Source organism: Paraburkholderia sp. DHOC27 (assembly GCF_003429005.1).
GTDB lineage: Bacteria > Pseudomonadota > Gammaproteobacteria > Burkholderiales > Burkholderiaceae > Paraburkholderia.
Genome location: NZ_QVQV01000001.1, coordinates 1259392 through 1276293, shown reverse-complemented (window position 1 = coordinate 1276293; position 16902 = coordinate 1259392). Strand labels below are relative to the sequence as shown.

Annotated in this window: 15 protein-coding genes and 1 pseudogene; 9 read left to right on the top strand and 7 right to left on the bottom strand. The window is 62.0% G+C overall.

Features of this window, described 5'->3' with window-relative positions; translation table 11 throughout:
- Positions 1 to 4: 4 nt before the first annotated feature.
- Positions 5 to 1552 carry an ATP-binding cassette domain-containing protein gene (locus D0B32_RS05590; protein WP_259294887.1) on the bottom strand — a complete coding sequence of 516 codons (1548 nt, stop codon included), beginning with the start codon at positions 1550 to 1552 and terminating at the stop codon, positions 5 to 7.
- Between the two features lie 192 nt (positions 1553 to 1744).
- Here D0B32_RS05590 and D0B32_RS05585 point away from each other — a divergent pair, with 192 nt between their 5' ends.
- From D0B32_RS05585 to D0B32_RS05560, 6 genes are all read left to right on the top strand, one after another.
- Entirely contained in the window at positions 1745 to 2641 is an 897-nt protein-coding gene (locus D0B32_RS05585) for a LysR substrate-binding domain-containing protein (RefSeq protein ID WP_117332648.1), read from the top strand.
- A 117-nt stretch (positions 2642 to 2758) separates the two neighbouring features.
- Positions 2759 to 3508 (top strand): SDR family NAD(P)-dependent oxidoreductase, encoded by a 750-nt coding sequence (locus tag D0B32_RS05580; RefSeq protein ID WP_117332647.1) that lies wholly within the window; start codon positions 2759 to 2761, stop codon positions 3506 to 3508.
- A gap of 76 nt (positions 3509 to 3584) precedes the next feature.
- The gene (locus D0B32_RS05575; protein WP_117332646.1) at positions 3585 to 4913 is read left to right on the top strand and encodes an MFS transporter; all 1329 of its coding nucleotides are present in this window, start codon (positions 3585 to 3587) and stop codon (positions 4911 to 4913) included.
- 45 nt (positions 4914 to 4958) lie between these two features.
- Positions 4959 to 5804, top strand: coding sequence for a transketolase (locus D0B32_RS05570; protein ID WP_117332645.1), 846 nt, complete (start codon positions 4959 to 4961; stop codon positions 5802 to 5804).
- The gene (locus D0B32_RS05565; protein ID WP_117332644.1) at positions 5801 to 6802 is read left to right on the top strand and encodes a transketolase family protein; all 1002 of its coding nucleotides are present in this window, start codon (positions 5801 to 5803) and stop codon (positions 6800 to 6802) included. The genes D0B32_RS05570 and D0B32_RS05565 overlap by 4 nt, the downstream gene beginning before the upstream one ends.
- 280 nt (positions 6803 to 7082) lie before the next feature.
- A complete protein-coding gene (locus D0B32_RS05560) occupies positions 7083 to 8063 on the top strand; it encodes an efflux transporter outer membrane subunit (RefSeq protein ID WP_259294886.1) in 981 nt (326 codons plus the stop codon).
- 5 nt (positions 8064 to 8068) lie between these two features.
- Here the strand turns inward: D0B32_RS05560 and phnC are convergent, their stop codons facing one another.
- Genes phnC through D0B32_RS05545 form a run of 3 tightly spaced genes read right to left on the bottom strand, consistent with a single transcriptional unit; the run spans position 8069 to position 10626 of the window.
- A complete protein-coding gene (gene phnC / locus D0B32_RS05555) occupies positions 8069 to 8875 on the bottom strand; it encodes a phosphonate ABC transporter ATP-binding protein (protein WP_117332642.1) in 807 nt (268 codons plus the stop codon).
- A 13-nt stretch (positions 8876 to 8888) separates the two neighbouring features.
- Positions 8889 to 9740 (bottom strand): phosphonate ABC transporter, permease protein PhnE, encoded by an 852-nt coding sequence (gene phnE / locus D0B32_RS05550; protein WP_117332641.1) that lies wholly within the window; start codon positions 9738 to 9740, stop codon positions 8889 to 8891.
- Position 9741: 1 nt separating this feature from the next.
- Positions 9742 to 10626: a phosphate/phosphite/phosphonate ABC transporter substrate-binding protein gene (locus D0B32_RS05545; protein ID WP_117333472.1), complete on the bottom strand. Its 885-nt coding sequence runs from the start codon at positions 10624 to 10626 to the stop codon at positions 9742 to 9744.
- A gap of 225 nt (positions 10627 to 10851) precedes the next feature.
- On the opposite strand from D0B32_RS05545, the pseudogene D0B32_RS32765 reads away from it, so the two are divergent.
- Both D0B32_RS32765 and D0B32_RS05535 read left to right on the top strand, forming a co-directional pair.
- Positions 10852 to 11145: pseudogene (locus tag D0B32_RS32765) on the top strand (zinc-binding dehydrogenase); the annotation flags it as partial.
- 132 nt (positions 11146 to 11277) lie between these two features.
- Positions 11278 to 11730: a cupin domain-containing protein gene (locus D0B32_RS05535; protein WP_117332640.1), complete on the top strand. Its 453-nt coding sequence runs from the start codon at positions 11278 to 11280 to the stop codon at positions 11728 to 11730.
- A 767-nt stretch (positions 11731 to 12497) separates the two neighbouring features.
- Here D0B32_RS05535 and D0B32_RS05530 read toward each other — a convergent pair.
- From D0B32_RS05530 to D0B32_RS05520, 3 genes are all read right to left on the bottom strand, one after another.
- Positions 12498 to 12806 carry a hypothetical protein gene (locus tag D0B32_RS05530; protein WP_117332639.1) on the bottom strand — a complete coding sequence of 103 codons (309 nt, stop codon included), beginning with the start codon at positions 12804 to 12806 and terminating at the stop codon, positions 12498 to 12500.
- Positions 12807 to 13110: 304 nt separating this feature from the next.
- A complete protein-coding gene (locus D0B32_RS05525; RefSeq protein ID WP_117332638.1) occupies positions 13111 to 13857 on the bottom strand; it encodes a bifunctional 2-polyprenyl-6-hydroxyphenol methylase/3-demethylubiquinol 3-O-methyltransferase UbiG in 747 nt (248 codons plus the stop codon).
- Positions 13858 to 14034: 177 nt separating this feature from the next.
- Positions 14035 to 15561 (bottom strand): acetyl-CoA hydrolase/transferase family protein, encoded by a 1527-nt coding sequence (locus D0B32_RS05520; protein ID WP_117332637.1) that lies wholly within the window; start codon positions 15559 to 15561, stop codon positions 14035 to 14037.
- Between the two features lie 331 nt (positions 15562 to 15892).
- On the opposite strand from D0B32_RS05520, the gene D0B32_RS05515 reads away from it, so the two are divergent.
- Positions 15893 to 16897: a LysR family transcriptional regulator gene (locus D0B32_RS05515; protein ID WP_117332636.1), complete on the top strand. Its 1005-nt coding sequence runs from the start codon at positions 15893 to 15895 to the stop codon at positions 16895 to 16897.
- Positions 16898 to 16902: the final 5 nt, after the last annotated feature.

Genomic DNA, 16902 nt, shown 5'->3' with positions numbered 1-16902 from the left:
GGGTCTAGGCGGCCATGCCTGTCGCGTTGGCGAGCTGGGTTTCATTGACCTCGGCATGCCGTAGAACGCCGGTCGGCTTGCCATCCAGATCGAAAGCGAGCACGGTGTCGCACAGTTCGACCAGTTCGATGTATTCGGTCGACCACCAGACGATGGTCGTGCCCTGTTGCGCCATCTTGCGGATCAGCGCGTAGATTTCGCGCTTGGTGCGGATATCGACGCCGCGGGTGGGCTCTTCGAGCACCAGCAATCGCGGCTTGAGCAACAGCCAGCGAGCGATCAACAGCTTTTGCTGCGTGCCGCCACTCAGGGTTGCGGGCAGGTCCCATAGCGAACCCGCGCGAATCTTCAATGCTGCAAGGAGTTGCGTACCCTGTTCGATCTCGGCGCGTCCCACGACGTTGCGCCGGTTGATCACGCGTGACGATGCGACGAGGTTGTCGACGATCGGCAGCGTCGCGAGAATGCCCTTGTTCGAGCGATCGCCCGACACGAAGCCCACACCGTCGCGTGCGCCCGCTGAAGGATGCGCATAGCTGACGCGCGTGCCGTCACGCGTGATGATCCACGCGCCGGTGGTCGCCATGCCGGTGAGTGCGTCGATCAGCGAAGAGGGACCGCCTGGCGCACCCGCGAGGCCGATGATCGCACCGGCCGGCGCTTCGATGGACACACCATCCCGCTCGATGCGAAGCGTGCCGCCATGCACGGCATGGGATGCCTGCGAGACTGCGGTTTGATCTGAACGGACGGCCTCCGCCGCCTCGGCACTCTTTGCTGCAGCATCGTCCATCACGACGCTTTGTCCCATGCATTCGACAATTTCACGATCGGTGATCGCATCCAGTGCGACGCGGTCAACCGCGGTCTTGCCGTCGCGGATGATCGTGCAGACGTCGGCAATTTGCCGGATTTCGCGCATCCGGTGCGACACGAACAGCACGGCAAGGCCGGTGTCCGCAATCAGGCGGCGTATCACCGCGAAGAGCCGCCCCGTTTCCGCCGCGGTGAGATTCGCAGTCGGCTCGTCGAGCAGCAGCAATTTCGCGCCGGAGCCAAGCGCGCGGGCAATCTCCACCAGCTGACGTTCGTGCAGCGTCAAGCTGCTGACGGGCCGGTCCGCTGATTCGCGTCCGAAGTGCGGGTCGATCAGCGAAAGCGCTTCAATGGCGAGCGCGAGCGACGCACGCTCGCTGTATTTCGCCGTCCCGCGACGCAAGCGCGGCATGGCAATGTTTTCCGCCACGGACAGATGCGGCAGCAGCGCCAGTTCCTGATTGACCACCGCGATGGTGCCCGCCGCGACCTGTCCGCCAACGGATGCGCCAATCGCCTGTCCGTCGAATTCGAGTTCGCCGCCATCGCGTTCGAACTGACCGGAGATGATTTTGATGAGCGTGGATTTGCCCGCGCCGTTGCCACCCAGAAATGCGTGCACTTCGCCGGACGCGATGGAAAGATCGAAGCCCTTCAATACATTGGTAGGTCCGAAGCTCTTGACGATCGAGCGGGCAGTCAGCAAGTAACGCTGCTCGGGCATGGGATAATCCATTGCTGTCTCCTGCGCAGTTGTTGCACTGCGCAATTTATGTGTATGGTTTTGCCGCGTTGCCAGCCTGTGATGTGCTGGGTCGAGAGCGGGAGCAACATGGCTCTGGAATCGTGCGGCTTGTCGACAGAATGGCAGTGCAGATGGCGTGCGAACAAGGCGGTTTCATTCAACTGCATCTGAAAAAAATTCACTATGCGCATTCCACCGGTGAAAGCCATCATCGCTTTCGAGAGCGTGGCGCGGACCAAGAGCGTCAACCGCGCGTCTGAAGAATTGGGACTCACCGCATCGGCGGTCAGCCATCAGATCAGCAATCTCGAGTCGATCATCGGCCAGGCCCTCTTCTACCGTTCGGGCCGTGGGCTCGTGCTCACGCCCACGGGCGAGCGTTATCTGTCCGACGTCACCGGCTCACTCGCGGACCTGAGCCGCGCCACGGAACGTGCGTCGAGCCGTGCAGACGTGCAGATCCTGCGCGTCCATTCCAGTCCCAGCTTCGGGCTGATGTGGCTACTGCCGCGTCTCGAGTCGTTCCAGAAGGCCAACGGCGATATCCAGTTGAACCTCGCGTGTTCGTATGAGGACGTATCGTTTACCAGCGGCTATTACGACATCGATCTGCGCCACGGCTATGCCAACTGGCGCGACGTGGAAGTCAGAACGTTGCGCGGCGAATTCATCGCGCCGCTGGCCTCGCCTGCTTACCTGGCAAACAACCCGGTGGAAACCCCCGAAGACCTGCTGAAGCACCGGCTCATCTACTCGGAGACGCCGCTCGTGCAGTGGAAGCAATGGTTCGGACGCACCGGCGTTTCCGCGGCGCACAAGACTTTCGACTTCTCCTTCGACCGTTCCTACATGTCGCTCGAGACCGCCGCGCTCGGACTCGGCATTGCACTGGAGAGCCAGATGCTGGCGTCGGTGCGCATCAAGGAAGGCACACTCGTGCCGGTGTTCGACAGCACGCACGCAGTCGAAGTGGGCGCGCATCACCTCGTGTATCCACCGCAAAACGCCGAGTTGCCGCGTGTGATGCGCTTCATTGCGTGGATCGAGCGGGAGATCGGTCAGATGGAACGATCGGTTTAGGCCTTCCCGCAGCACGTCACCTGAAAATTTCTCAAGCATAGTTGAGCCGTACCTCGTTGATGCGATTACGGACGAAGTAGAAACTTCGGCCATCACATCAACAGTCAGGAGACAACCATGCTGCTCGAGAACAAGGTCGTAATCGTCACGGGTGCGGCTTCGCCGCGCGGAATCGGCAAGGCAACCGCGCGCGCCCTCGCCGCGCAGGGCGCACGCCTCGTGATTCTCGATCTGCGTGAAGAAGACGCAAAGCAGGCGGCTGCCGATCTCGGCGAAGGTCACCTCGGCCTTGCCTGCAACGTCACCGACAAGGCCGCGTGTGTGGCAGCCGCCAAAGCGACCCTTGACCGCTATGGGCGCATCGACGGCCTCGTCAACAACGCGGGCATTACCCAGCCAGTGCGCACGCTCGATATCAGCGGCGAGAACTTCGACGCCATCGTCGACGTCAATCTGCGCGGTACGCTATATATGTCGCAGGCCGTGCTGCCCGTCATGAAAGAACAGAAAGGCGGCAGCATCGTCTGCATGTCCTCCGTCTCGGCGCAACGCGGCGGCGGGATCTTCGGCGGTCCGCACTATAGCGCGGCAAAAGCGGGCGTGCTCGGTCTGGCACGCGCGATGGCGCGTGAATTCGGCCCCGATCGCATTCGCGTCAACTCCATCACGCCAGGCCTGATCCAGACGGACATCACCGGCGACAAGCTCACTGCGGAGATGCGCGTCGACATCCTCAAGGGGATTCCCCTCGGCCGTCTCGGCGACGCGGCCGATGTCGCCAACGCGTGCCTGTTCCTCGTCAGCGATCTGTCTACCTACCTGACGGGTATCACGCTCGACGTGAACGGCGGCATGCTCATTCACTGATGTCAGCGTCCCGTTGTTCAGGGGACATGGCATCCCGGGCACCCGGGCAAACCCGGGGCCACGGCAGGAGACAGACATGAAAACGAAGTACAGCGCTTCGTCGATGGTGGCCGACGTGCCCGTGCAAACCGGGTCGACCAGCTTCGAGTCGCGCACCTATGCGAAAGTCAGCCGGCGCCTCATCCCGTTTCTGATGCTGTGCTACCTCGGCGCGTATCTCGACCGGGTCAACGTGGGTTTTGCCAAGCTGCAGATGCTCAACGATCTGCGTTTCAGCGAAACGGTCTACGGCATGGGTGCAGGTATCTTCTTTCTCGGTTACTTTCTGTTCGAAGTACCAAGCAATCTGGTGCTGCATCGCGTCGGCGCCCGCAAGTGGCTCGCGCGGATCATGCTGACATGGGCGGCGATCTCAGCCAGCTTCATCTTCGTCAAGTCCCCCACGGTCTTTTACGTGCTGCGTTTTCTCCTTGGCGTGGCAGAAGCCGGTTTTGCGCCTGGTGTGATCCTTTACCTGACGTACTGGTTTCCCGCTGCGCGTCGCGCCAAAGCGCTCTCGTTGTTTTTCATGGCGATCCCGCTTGCCGGAATGATTGGTGGTCCGCTGTCGGGATGGATCATGCATTCGCTGCAAGGCACATTGAGTCTATCCGGCTGGAAATGGCTGTTCTTGCTCGAAGCGCTGCCTTCGCTCGTGCTGGGTATCGCGATCCTGTTGTATCTCGACGACAGCATTGCCAGGGCGAAGTGGTTGACGGAAACCGAAAAGACCCTGCTGGCCCGCAACGTCGCCAACGACAACGCGTACACGGTCGCCCATATCTCGATCAAATCGTTTATCGCCGACCGTCGTTTGTGGTTGATGGCGGCGATCTATTTCTGCGTCGTGCTCGGCCAATACGGATTGACCTTCTGGCTGCCGACCATCATCCGCAAATCCGGTGTCGCCGACCCACTATGGGTGGGCGCGTTCACGGCGATCCCCTACCTGTGCGCCATTATCGCGTTGCCTTTGATTGGCATGAGCGCGGACCGGCGCCGCGAGCGCAGGCTGCATCTCGCCGTGCCGATGCTGGTAGCAGCCGCGGCGTTCGCGGTCCTGCCTGCATTGGGTAGCGTGCCCGCTGCAATCGTCTGCTTGAGCATCGCGGCAGCCGGCATCCTCGCCGCATCGTCGCAGTTCTGGTCCTTGCCCACGGCTTTGCTGGGTGGCATGTCCGCCGCAGCCGGTATTGCGGCGGTGAACTGCGTCGCCAATCTCGCAGGCTTCTTCTCTCCAGCCATCGTGGGCTGGCTGAACGACCTGACCGGCAAGTCGACCGCCGGGCTCATTTTTATCTCGCTGGCTATCGCGCTCGGGGCCTGCCTCGTCTTCCCCGTCCCCGCGAAATCAGTGAACCGCTAACGCTGCGTTCTCTTTCAACCATTCCGACTGATCACAGGAGACGACATGAACAGTCCATCCACTGCCGACACGGCAGCTCTTGCCGAGCACGCTTACCGCATCCGCAGAAACGCCCTGTTGATGGGTGAAGTGCAGGGCCAAGGCTACATCGGCCAGGCGCTCGACATTGCCGACGTACTGGCCGTCGCCTACTTCGGTGCGATGAACTACCGCCCCGCAGACCCCGAGTGGGAAGAGCGCGACCGCTTTCTGCTGTCCAACGGGCATTACGCGATCGCGCTGTATGCGGCGTTGCTGGAGGCCGGTATCCTGCCACCGGAAGAACTCGAAACCTACGGCAGCGACGACAGCCGCCTGCCAATGTCCGGCATGGCCAGCTACACACCGGGCATGGAAATGTCCGGCGGTTCGCTCGGCCACGGCTTGACCATCGCGGTTGGCCGTTGCCTTGGCCTCAAGCGCAAGGGCTCACGCTCGTTCGTCTACACGCTCTTTTCAGACGGTGAGCTTGACGAAGGCGCGATCTGGGAAGGCATCATGTCCGCCGCCCACTGGAAGCTCGACAACCTGATTGCCATAGTCGACGTGAACAACCAGCAGGCCGACGGCCCCTCCACCCAGATCATGTCGTTCGAGCCGCTCGTCGAAAAACTGCAGGCGTTTGGCTGGTTCACGCAGCGCGTGGACGGCAACGACATCGCGGCAGTAGCGGCCGCGTTCGATGCCGCGCGCCAGCATCCCGGCGCGCAACCTCGCATGATCATCGCCGACACCCGTATGGGACGCGGTGTGCCATTCCTCGAACAGCGCGAGAAAAATCACTTTATCCGCGTGGACGAGCACGAATGGCAGTTGGCACTCGAAGCACTGGAAGCTGGGAGACAAGCATGAGCAACGCAACGATGAGCAAGCCGCGCCTGAAGACTTCGGCGATGATCGCATCTATTGCCGGTGAAGGACAACTCACGCGCTCGGCGCCGTTTGGTCACGCGCTGGTGGAACTGGCCCGGCAAAAGGCCAACGTTATCGGCATGACCGCGGACCTCGGCAAATATACGGACCTGCACATCTTCGGCAAGGAATTTCCTGAACGGTACTATCAGATGGGCATGGCAGAGCAACTGCTGATGGGCGCTGCCGCCGGCCTCGCACACGAAGGCGCGCAGCCATTCGTCACGACCTACGCGGTGTTTGCCACGCGTCGCGCCTACGACTTCATGCATCAGGCGATTGCCGAAGACAATCTGGACGTGAAGATCGTCTGCGCGTTGCCTGGACTAACCACCGGTTACGGCCCGAGCCACCAGGCCGCCGAAGATCTCGCGTTGATGCGCGCCATGCCGAACATGACCGTCATCGATCCTTGCGACGCGCTCGACATCGAGCAAATGGTGCCCGCGATGGCCGCACACAAAGGGCCCGTTTACGCGCGCCTGCTACGCGGCAATGTACCTGCCGTGCTCGACGAATACGACTACACCTTCGAACTCGGCAAGGCAAAGATGCTCCGTGACGGTGCCGAAGTGCTGATCATCTCGTCGGGCCTCATGACGATGCGTGCACTGGAAACCGCCAAGGCGCTGGAAAAAGATGGGATCGGCGTGGGTGTACTGCATGCGCCGACCATCAAGCCACTCGACACGCAAACCATTCTGCGCGAAGCACGGCGCTCCGGCCGTCTCGTGGTCGTCGCGGAAAATCACACCGTGATAGGCGGGCTGGGTGAAGCCGTCGCCGCGGAACTGATGCGCGCGGGCGTCTCCTGCGCATTCCGCCAGGTCGGCCTGCCCGACGCGTTTCTCTCCGCCGGCGCCCTGCCGACGCTGCATGACCGCTATGGCATCTCCACCGCCAGCATGGTCAAATCAATCAAGGGATGGCTCGGCTGAGCTGCAATAGCTCGACGCCGCGCTGAGTACTCACGCGGCACAGTACCCGCTCCTTTTCTGCCTTCCTTTGCCCCCTCGCGGAATTCAGGCCACTGAGTTCCGCGAGGGGCGCGTCTCCGCACGACTCCTTGCGCGTCCGCGCGTTATCCCTTTGTCATCGCGGGTCCGCAACCCATAGTTGACTGCGAGGAACAACTCAATTACCACCGACCCCAATGATTTCGCGCCGGGATTCGGCCAGAATACACAGCAGTCCTGAGCGGCGTAGCTGTGGGGACGTGTGCGTGATTCCGTGGCCGCCAGCAAGGACGAAGGCCTCGCTGCCAACGCCGATCTCGCGTCCACGCAGTTGAGCCTCGAAATCGAACTGGCGCGCAGTTACATCGATCTGCGCGGCTTCGACCAGCAGATCCAGTTGATCGAAGGGACGGACGAGGACTATCAGAAGGCGCTCGACCTGACGCGCAGACGGCACGGCGGTGGGGTCGTCTCGGGGCTCGATGTGGCACGCGCGACCAATCAGCTGTCGGCGGCCGAATCGGAGCTCACCCAGGTTCGCGCCAAACGCGCGCTACTGGAGCATGCGGTGGCGGTGCTGGTCGGCGCGACGCCGTCGGACTTTCATATCGAGCCGACCACGCGTCCGATCCAGATGCCCGCCATCCCGGTTGGCGTACCTTCCGGGTTGCTGCAACGGCGTCCCGATGTCGCCGCCGCCGAGCGGCGCACGGCGGAAGCCAACGCGCGCATCGGCATTGCCCGCGCGGCGTACTTCCCCACCCTGACGCTCAGCGCACAAGGCGGTCTGCAAAGTTCGGTGTACGCGGATTTGCTGAGCGCGCCTGGTTCGTTCTGGGCAATCGGGCCCACCTTGGCGGTGTATCTGTTCGACGGCGGTCGTCGCAAGGCCCAGGTGGAATCCGCCAAGGCGGCCACCGCCGAAGCCGGCGCGCGCTATCGAAGCGTCGTGCTTGCCTCGTTCCGGCAGGTCGAAGACGATCTCACGTTGCTAGGCGATCTGGGCACCGCGACAGATCAGCAGCAGGCGGCCGCGACCGCCGCGGACACCTCGGTGAATCTTTCGCTGGCTCTCTATCGACGCGGCGCGGTCAGCTATCTCGACGTGGTCGAGTCGCAATCCGCCGCGCTCGAATCGGAGCGCAGCGTCATCCAGTTGCGAACGCAGCAACTGGATGCGAATGTCGACCTCATTCGCGCGCTCGGCGGAGGATGGACCACGGCTGATCTGGCAGGCGGTTGAGGCCATTACGCCTGCTTCGTGGAGTCGGGCGGCACTTCACGAGCACGCGCATAGACGCGCTGCGCGTGCGTATCGTCAAAAGCACTAACCGGCACATCAAGCGCAATCGCGCCCTCTGCGAGCCCGACAATCCGGTCCGCGAATTCACGCGCCCAACTCACCTGATGCAGGCTGCACAGCACCGCCACGTTCTGCTCGCGGCAACAACCACGCAGCAGCGAGAGCACTTCTGCGCTGCTGTGCGGATCGAGACTCGCAACCGGCTCATCCGCGACGATCAGATCGGGCTGCTGCGCCAGCGCGCGGGCAATCGCCACGCGCTGCTGCTGACCACCTGATAACGTATCGACACGCCGCATCGCGTAGTCGAGCAGGCCCACACGTTCGAGACATTCCAGCGCCAGCAGGCGGTCTGCACGCTCGAAGCGGCGTGTGATGCCGCGCCACGCGCTCACATGGCCCAGCCGTCCCGCGAGGACATTGTCCAGCGCGCTCAACCGCTGCACCAGATTGAAACGCTGGAATATCACCGCGACCTGCCGGCGTGCACGATGACGCAACGCGCTGAGCACTGCGCCAGCTACGGCAATCTCGCCGCCATTGATGGAGTCGAGCCCGGCCACACAACGCAGCAGCGTGGTCTTGCCTGCCCCACTCGCGCCGAGCAGCGCAACGAACTGGCCCGCCTCGATGGTGAGACTCACATTGCGCAGCACGTCTACGCCATCGAGGTGCTTTCGCACATCGCTCACGCGTAACGAAGCGGTGCGCGGTGGCTGCGTGCAAGAGGCCCGTTTCGCGTAGACGTCCATAGGCGCGGCACACTCACGCCAGTTTGAGACGCAGCCAGCCGGATATCTGATCGAGCGCCGTCACCACCATCAGGATGACCGCGATGATGGTGAACAAGCGGCTGAAGTCGAGCAGGTCCATGCTGTTTTTTAGTTCCTGGCCAATCCCGCCCGCGCCGACGACACCCAGCACCGTCGACGCACGCACGTTGAACTCCAGCCAGAACAGTGCCGTCGACGCGAACACCGGCAGCACATCCGGCAGTACCGCGTAAGCGATGCTCGTGAAGCGACCCGCGCCTGTCGTGCGCACGGCGTCGTAGGCGGCCAGGTCGGTGTTCTCCAGATGATCCGCGAATAGTTTGGCCGCGCTACCCCACGTATGGAAGGCAATGCCAAGCACGCCGGCGAACGGCCCGAGGCCCACCGCCGCGACGAACAGCAAGGCGAATACGAACGAGTCGATGCCGCGCAGCATGTTCAGAAACCACCGCGTGGGAAGGTACAGCGCGGGTAGCGGCGTCAGGTTGCGGCTTGCGAAAAGCGCGGCCGGCAGCGCAAGCAGAGCGGCGGCGGTCGTGCCGACTGTCGCCATCGCGATCGTCTCGGCTGTGCGCTGAAGAATCAGCGGCAGTTCGTCGACACGCGGCGGCCACGCCTGCGCGAGCCATCCCGCAATCTTCGGCAAACCTGTGAGGAGACGCGCCGGATCGACGTGCGCCAGGCTGAAGCAGATTGCGTAGAACACTGTGACGGCGGTCAGCGTCGCGCAAAAGCCCATGCGTCGCCAGCCGAACTGCTTCTGCTTCGCTTCGAGCGCCGCAAGCGTTGCAAGCACAGCGGGCGTCGCCGTTGCCGTACGCGCGGACGAGTCCGGTGGACCCATATCAGGTCTTTGCGTGAATCTTGCCAACCGCAATGCCTGCCTGTTCGATCGTCGTATACGACGCATGCGTGGCTGAAACAAAGCCTGTGTAGCGCGGTGGCAGCATGGTGGCCGCCTGTTGCGGCGTGAGCGTGGTGAGAATCTGCTGGACGTGTGTGACCAGCTCCGGCGAGGTTCCGCGTGGCACCACGATCGCGTCGTTCGGTAGCGGATCGGAGGTCCAGATGATCTTCGTGCCGTCCGGCTTGATGACGCCATTGGCGATCATCGCGTTACGGTTGCGATCGAAGTCCGTGGCCAGGTTGACCTGCCCAGACTGCACTGCAACCTCGTTCGCGGCATGCGTGGCGCCATCTGTGTATTTCCAGAACGTCTTCGGATCGATCTTCCAGACTTCCTTCGCATACCAGGTCGGAATCAGCCAGCCCGAGGTGGAGCCGACATCCGCGAAGGAAATCGACATGTTGCGGGTGTCGTCCGGGAAACGCGCGACCTCGATGCCAGGCTGACTAACGATGATGCCGTGATAGAACGGTTTGTCGTCGTACTTGACGGTGGCCAATGCCTGGCAGTCCGTTGCATTGTTGGCGATCACATAGCCCCACGGTCCCATCCACGCAAGGTCGAGCTGGCCGGAACCCATCGCGACCGCCATGCCGGCCCAGTCGGTGGTTGCAGATAGCTCGTAGTCGACGCCAAGCTGGTTTGCCAGCCACGCGAAGAACGGCGCGAAGCTCTTTTTCGTGTCATCCGCCGTGGGCAACAGCGGTCCGACACCGAAGCGCAGCGTCTTCTTCGCCGGCGCCTGGGCACGGGCCCACGGGCCAAGTGCCCACGAAGCGGCCAGGCCGGCCGCGCCAGCGACGAAAGTTCTACGCGTTGCCATGTTTCTCTCCGTGAGCAAAACCGGGGCGGCCTGCCTGCATTCATTCGCGAGGTGCACCGCCAGCATGATGTTTGCGCCGGAATTCACCACGCAGTTGCTCGCGGACGATTGCCGACGTGCAGCATCGTATAGCGGATGCAAAAAGACAGACCGCGCGTCGTGCGCTTTAGAAAATCGTTTAGTTTTCCTTGTCAGCATGTTTATTAAAGAGCCGAGGCATGCAGGCGTGTCGTGCAACCGCGCGGCACACTTATCCCGCTTCGGAATGACGCTCATGCGAGTACGCGCGTTCCCCGATCGTTACGGCATGGCTATATTGCCTGTGACCGAACCCGCAGGCGGTTCACGAGCCCGTTATCGAAGGATTCAAAGGCAGCCGTTCAGTTCATTACGGCCGGCCTCGCCTCCGGCGCGCTCAAACCGGTGATCGACTCGACGTTCCGCTTCGACGACATGGTCGAGGCGCACCGCTACCTGGAAACCAACAACCAGTTCGGGAAGATCGTCGTCACGGTGTAACTTTCAGTCGCGTCTCATACGGCGTGGGAACAACTGTTAGCGGGTGTATTCTGCCCGCTAGCGGTAACGTGGAGAGTCATTGATGCTCGCCATTTCGCCGACGAGGTCGGCACGCCCATGTCCGGAGAAGCGATGAACAGCAACGCAGTCGAATCTGGCCCCGCCACCTGCCGGGTTGTACAGCCCGGTTCAGAATTCGAAGGCAAGCAGGGGTTGACCTACGCCGTGGGTATCTCCGCGGAAAGTGTCGGATCGAAGTTCGTGCACCTGCAACTCGCCACCATTCCGCCCGGTGCCCGCGCCAAAGCGCACCTGCATGCGCAGCACGAAACCGCCATCTATCAACTGAGCGGCGTTTCGGGGTGCTGGTACGGTGACAGGCTGGAACATCATGCGGTGGTGCGGGCCGGAGATTTTTTCTACATTCCCGCAGGCGTACCGCATGTTCCGTACAACCCGAGCGCGGACGAACCCTGCGTCGCCGTGATTGCACGCACCGATCCTAACGAACAGGAAAGCGTGACCATGCGCCCGGACCTCGATGCGCTTCCTGACTGGGCGAGCGTCACGCCGTTGTCGCGCTAATGCGGCTAAATCACATGAGGCGCAACGAGGCCTGCGCGCCGGGATGCGTTGCCGCCTGACTAGCTTGCGTTGACTGCGCGCGTCTGAGCGGTTGGGACCGGTTGCTTGCAATTCACTTAACGTGCCCCTTTCCGCGAGTCCGATCCGCGCCTTAATCCGCCGCTAATAAATGGCCGTTATCGTAATTGTGCTGGTTGCAGCGGGTCTCGTCGCCGCGAGACTTCCAGCTTGCTTACAGCGCATGTTTACAACCCGATTACGCGGAGTCCTTAAATTCTTGTTGCGCCAATTTGCGGCGCAGTGGGGCATAATGTGGCCCTCTCAGGTTCTGGCGAGGCCCTCGGAATAGCCAGAATCTTTTCAGCCGACCCTAACCGGTCGGCTTTTTTTTCGACCAGAAAGTGTGTGCCGCTAGCGGAAATGGCCGAACTATCGCGGAAATTCCGTTTCTACAGCAGACGCGCTGTTGCAGCGGCGGGGCGTTGCATCGCTTGGGATGATTATCTAAATGTCTGCGGAAAGGGCTGCCGCATGGGTTGCCGAGCGTTGGCTGAGAATTTTTGACGCAGTGAGACGGGAAGACGCGAGGCTCAACCACACCTCCGGGCGGTCATCGAGTTTGGGCACGCAGCAGGAATGACATGGGTTGATGATTCCTTAGTCACCCTAAACAATAACTGGAACAAATAACAGGCCGCTGTCCGTGAGAACAGCGGCCTTCCTGCTACCTACAACACATCACTAACTGGCGGCAAACTCAACTGCCGTTATTGCCCACCAGCCGGCGAGACCGTGCTCGGCGTCGCTAGCGTATTGTTGGTCTTCGGAGCAGGGGTAATCGTGGGGTTGGCGTTGCTATTCGGCAGGCCCGAATTAGGCGCAGCACGCATCCCGCTGTCCGTATTGGTCGAGCCAGGCGTACCGTAGCCGCTAGTCGCGCCGTTCTGGTTCGACGGGCTGGCGGTGCTGCCGCCCGTACCGCCGCCGCTCGAACCGCCTGCTGACTGCGCAAACGCGCCGCTCGACAAAGTAAGTGCGGCCACGGCCGCGATCAATGCACTGGTTGCCTTTTTCATGATCCGTTCCTCCTGTTTTTACTGGACGGTAATATTGACGCAGACGATGCCCGCCTGCTTGATATCCATTGCAGCAAGCACCGTGCCGCGTGCTTGTAATCTGGTCCAGCAAGCACCGTACCGCGCGTCGTGATGCGGGAGGAAAGCGGCGTGTGCGCGCTGGCTCAGGCAATATGCAGAGTTCAACTGAACAAATCGCAATCGCTGAAGGCCAACGCAATATGACCGGCTCGACGCTCCGTCAATGAAAATCTTGTAGTGGAGCGATTTTTTCTGGAAGGGTAGAACGCATCCACGTACGCCACTATGTGGGCGCAGACGCGGGCACGAATGCAGAAACCAGCAACATCATGGGTCGCTCCAGTTCTTCCGAGAGCTGCGGCGTCTGCGTAATCTGCTCAGGCGTCGGCGCGAATTCCTCGACTCGGCCAATCTGAAAGCCCGCGTCAATCAACGCATTGAGTGTGGTGCCGAGCCGCCTGTGATACTTCAGCACGCCCTCGGCAAACCAGTTCGTCCGCCGTTCGCCTTCTATGGCATAGCCATTCACTGGCCAGGTCTTGCGGCCATCTTCATCGCTGATCCAGTGCGGGTGCGCTGCTGCCATGAAGATAGGATGCTCGATCGTGAAGACGAAATGCCCCGTTGGAACGAGTGCCTTTCGGATCACACGCACGAGGCGCGCGAAATCCTGCACGTAGTGAAACGTCAGCGCGCTGTACGCGAGATCGAATGCGGCTTCGGGCAACGCCAGCGTATCGAGATCGGCGATGCGATACTCGATGGCGGAGTCCACGGTGTCGGCCCTGGCGCGCTCGATCATCTTCTGCGAGAGGTCGAGGCCAAGCACCGACGCTGCGCCCTGCCCGCGCACCCAACGCGCGGCCCAGCCGAAACCGCAACCTAGATCGACGACCCGCTTGCCGCTCAATTCGGGCAGCATGGCGCGGATTGCGGGCCATTCAGGCGCGCCCTCGAGTCCCTGCACCTGCCTGGGTAACTGGCTGTAGCCTGAGAAAAAATCAGGGTCGTCGTAGATGTTCTGCGCCATGTACGTCTCCAGTAATAGCACGGACGGGACGCGTGGCGAGTCGGGATATTGATCAAACCCCGGTGATCGCGCACCGGGGCTTTTGCAACCGTGCCGTCCGCATCAATGGCTGGATTTTACGTCTTACGTGGCGGTTTCAATGGACACTAGCGCGAACGTGAAACTCCTGGCCGATTATCAGGTGAGGCATTCCGCTGGTTGAGAAACCTGCTCCAGCATCGAGCCCGTTGCGTCGAGGCGTGAATGCCACGCAAACGCGCGCTCCAGACAATGCGGCGTGTGACCGCCGCGTCGCAGCGCGTCACGATAATAATCGCGCAGCATGTCGCGATACAAAGGATGGACGCACTTTTCGATGATCAACGAGGCGCGCTCACGCGGCGCGAGACCGCGCAGATCAGCGAGGCCCTGTTCGGTGACGACCACGTCTACGTCGTGCTCATTGTGATCGCAATGCGGGACCATGGGCACGATGCTTGAAATCCGCCCGCCCTTCGCCACCGACTTCGTCGCGAAGATCGCGCACGATGCATTACGCGCAAAATCGCCTGAGCCGCCAATGCCGTTCATCATGTGCGTGCCGCCCACGTGGGTCGAATTGACGTTGCCGTAGATATCCAGTTCGAGCGCGGTGTTCAAAGCAATCAGTCCCAACCGCCGAATCACTTCAGGATGATTGCTCACCTCCTGCGGACGCAACACCAGGCGATCGCGATAGCGCTCCAGTTCGGCAAATACCTGTGCATGGCGTGCCGCCGAGAGCGTGATGGACGCGCCCGAGGCGAACGTGACCTTGCCCGCGTCCAGCAGATCGAAGGTGGAATCCTGAAGGACTTCTGAGTAAATCTGGAACGGCTCGAACGGCGATTCGACGAAACCGGCCAGCACCGCGTTGGCGATCGTGCCAATCCCCGCCTGCAACGGTGGCAAGCGAGCGGGCATGCGTCCCCGCGAGACTTCGTGTTGCAGAAACTCGATCAGGTGTCCCGCGATCTGCGCGGTTTCCACGTCCGCCGGCAGAACCGTCGAGGCGCTATCGGGCTTGTCGGTGATCACGATAGCGGCGATTTTCTCGGGCGCAATGGGGATGACCGGCACGCCGACGCGATCGCGCGGCGAGACGATGGGCAGCGGTTCACGATGCGGACGGTGGCCCGGAATCCAGATGTCGTGCAGGCCTTCCAGTGCGAGCGGCTGCGCGAGATTGATCTCGACGATGACCTTGTCGGCCAGAATCGCAAAGCTGGCCGAGTTGCCTACCGAAGTGGTCGGCACGATGCCGCCGGTTTCGGTAATCGCCACGGCTTCGATGATCGCCACGTCGAGCTTGCCGAGTTGATTGGCGCGCAGCATCTCGACGGTCTCGGAGAGGTGCTGGTCGACGAACATGACTTCGCCGCGATTGATCGCCTCACGCAGCGTCCTGTCGACCTGAAACGGCAGGCGCCGCGCCAGCACGCCGGCCTCGGTCAGGGTGCGGTCCACGTCATGACCGAGCGACGCGCCGGTCATCAGCGTAATGCGTAGCGGCTTGCCTTCCTGTCTGGCGCGTTCCGCCAGCGCGACAGGTACGGCCTTGGCATCGCCCGCGCGGGTAAAGCCGCTCGCGCCCACGCGCATGCCATCGTGAATCAGCAGCGCCGCGTCGGCGGCAGAGGTCACCTTGCCGCGCAGGGCGGCACATCGAATCCGGTCTTCGTACATGCTCGAGTCTCTCCATGATCCTGCTTCGATGCCGGTGCACGCTTCTGGCGTGTGCTGCCGGCCGATCCTGCCGTCGTCTTTGCCTTATTGCTGACCGGGCCATCCACACCCCGCACCCGCACCGGCACCGGCACCGATTACCCGATAAAATCCCGGCAAAACGGCTGCCGACCGACGACACGCCGATTGTAGAAGCGCCGGATGCGCGTATTAATGGCCCCCGCCGGAAACCACCCTTCCAGCTTCGACAACAATGCATGGCCCAGCAGGTGGACAATACGGGTTCTCTCTCGCAGCGATCTCGCCTTAGTCGAGTCGAAAAGAAGGTCTGATGGATACGTTACAAAACATGCGCGTCTTCGTACGCGTCGTAGAAGCGGGCAGTTTCACCGCTGCGGCGCAGTCACTGAATTCGACCACTGGCGCAATGTCGCGCGCGGTTTCCGAACTCGAAGCGCATCTGCGCACCCGTTTGATGAACCGCTCGACGCGAAGGCTCGCGCTGACCACGGCCGGCGAACGCTATCTGAAGCGCTGCCAGCAAATACTGGCTGACGTGGATACGGCCGAGGAGGAAGCCAGTTGCGCGCAGGAACGGCCGGCCGGTGCATTGCGCATGCACAGCTTTGCCAGCATTGGGCAGCACTATGTGTTGCCGGCCATTTCGCGCTATCGCGCGCTGTACCCTGAAGTGACGGTGGAGTTGACGCTTTCGCAGCGCATGCCGGACCTGTTCGAGGGAAGCGGCGACGTCGCGGTGGTCACTGCCGCCACTCTGCCGAATTCGGATCTCGTTTCGCTGCCGCTCGGCACTACGTTCAGCATTCTGTGCGCCTCCCCGGCCTACGTGCGCAGTCACGGCGCGCCGCAGCAACCCGCTGATCTGCGGCAGCACGACTGCCTGATTCTGCAAACGCCCGCGTTTCCGCCCCACGACTGGCTGCTGGAAGGACCCGAGGGTAGCGAGACGATGGAAGTCAACGGGCCCGTGCAGGTGAATATCGCGGAGTCGCTGGCGGTGGCGATCCGCGAAGGCATGGGCATCGGCATTCTGCCGCTCTACGCTGCCATAGACGGACTGCGCGATGGTTCCCTCGTGCGCGTGCTGCCCGAGCATACGCTGCAAAAAATGACCATCTACGCGCTCTACCCGTCGCGCAAGTTCGTCGACGCCAAAACGCGCACGTGGGTCGAATTCCTGCGCACCCATATGCCCAAGGTGATTGCGCGTGATGTGGAGCTGCTCGCGGAAGTGGGCAAGGCCGATCCGATTTCCATCATGCCGCCAGTGCAGGCCGGCTCGCACATCGCGTCGGACCACGCGCCGGAGCAGTGAGTCTG

Coding starts and splice junctions, on each gene's coding strand:
- D0B32_RS05585 (WP_117332648.1), top strand. CDS start 1,745: ATGCGCATTCCACCGGTGAAAGCCATCATCGCTTTCGAGAGCGTGGCG.
- D0B32_RS05530 (WP_117332639.1), bottom strand. CDS start 12,806: ATGAAAAAGGCAACCAGTGCATTGATCGCGGCCGTGGCCGCACTTACT.
- D0B32_RS05565 (WP_117332644.1), top strand. CDS start 5,801: ATGAGCAACGCAACGATGAGCAAGCCGCGCCTGAAGACTTCGGCGATG.
- D0B32_RS05570 (WP_117332645.1), top strand. CDS start 4,959: ATGAACAGTCCATCCACTGCCGACACGGCAGCTCTTGCCGAGCACGCT.
- D0B32_RS05525 (WP_117332638.1), bottom strand. CDS start 13,857: ATGGCGCAGAACATCTACGACGACCCTGATTTTTTCTCAGGCTACAGC.
- D0B32_RS05590 (WP_259294887.1), bottom strand. CDS start 1,552: ATGGATTATCCCATGCCCGAGCAGCGTTACTTGCTGACTGCCCGCTCG.
- phnC (WP_117332642.1), bottom strand. CDS start 8,875: ATGGACGTCTACGCGAAACGGGCCTCTTGCACGCAGCCACCGCGCACC.
- D0B32_RS05545 (WP_117333472.1), bottom strand. CDS start 10,626: ATGGCAACGCGTAGAACTTTCGTCGCTGGCGCGGCCGGCCTGGCCGCT.
- phnE (WP_117332641.1), bottom strand. CDS start 9,740: ATGGGTCCACCGGACTCGTCCGCGCGTACGGCAACGGCGACGCCCGCT.
- D0B32_RS05520 (WP_117332637.1), bottom strand. CDS start 15,561: ATGTACGAAGACCGGATTCGATGTGCCGCCCTGCGCGGCAAGGTGACC.
- D0B32_RS05515 (WP_117332636.1), top strand. CDS start 15,893: ATGGATACGTTACAAAACATGCGCGTCTTCGTACGCGTCGTAGAAGCG.
- D0B32_RS05575 (WP_117332646.1), top strand. CDS start 3,585: ATGAAAACGAAGTACAGCGCTTCGTCGATGGTGGCCGACGTGCCCGTG.
- D0B32_RS05580 (WP_117332647.1), top strand. CDS start 2,759: ATGCTGCTCGAGAACAAGGTCGTAATCGTCACGGGTGCGGCTTCGCCG.
- D0B32_RS05535 (WP_117332640.1), top strand. CDS start 11,278: ATGAACAGCAACGCAGTCGAATCTGGCCCCGCCACCTGCCGGGTTGTA.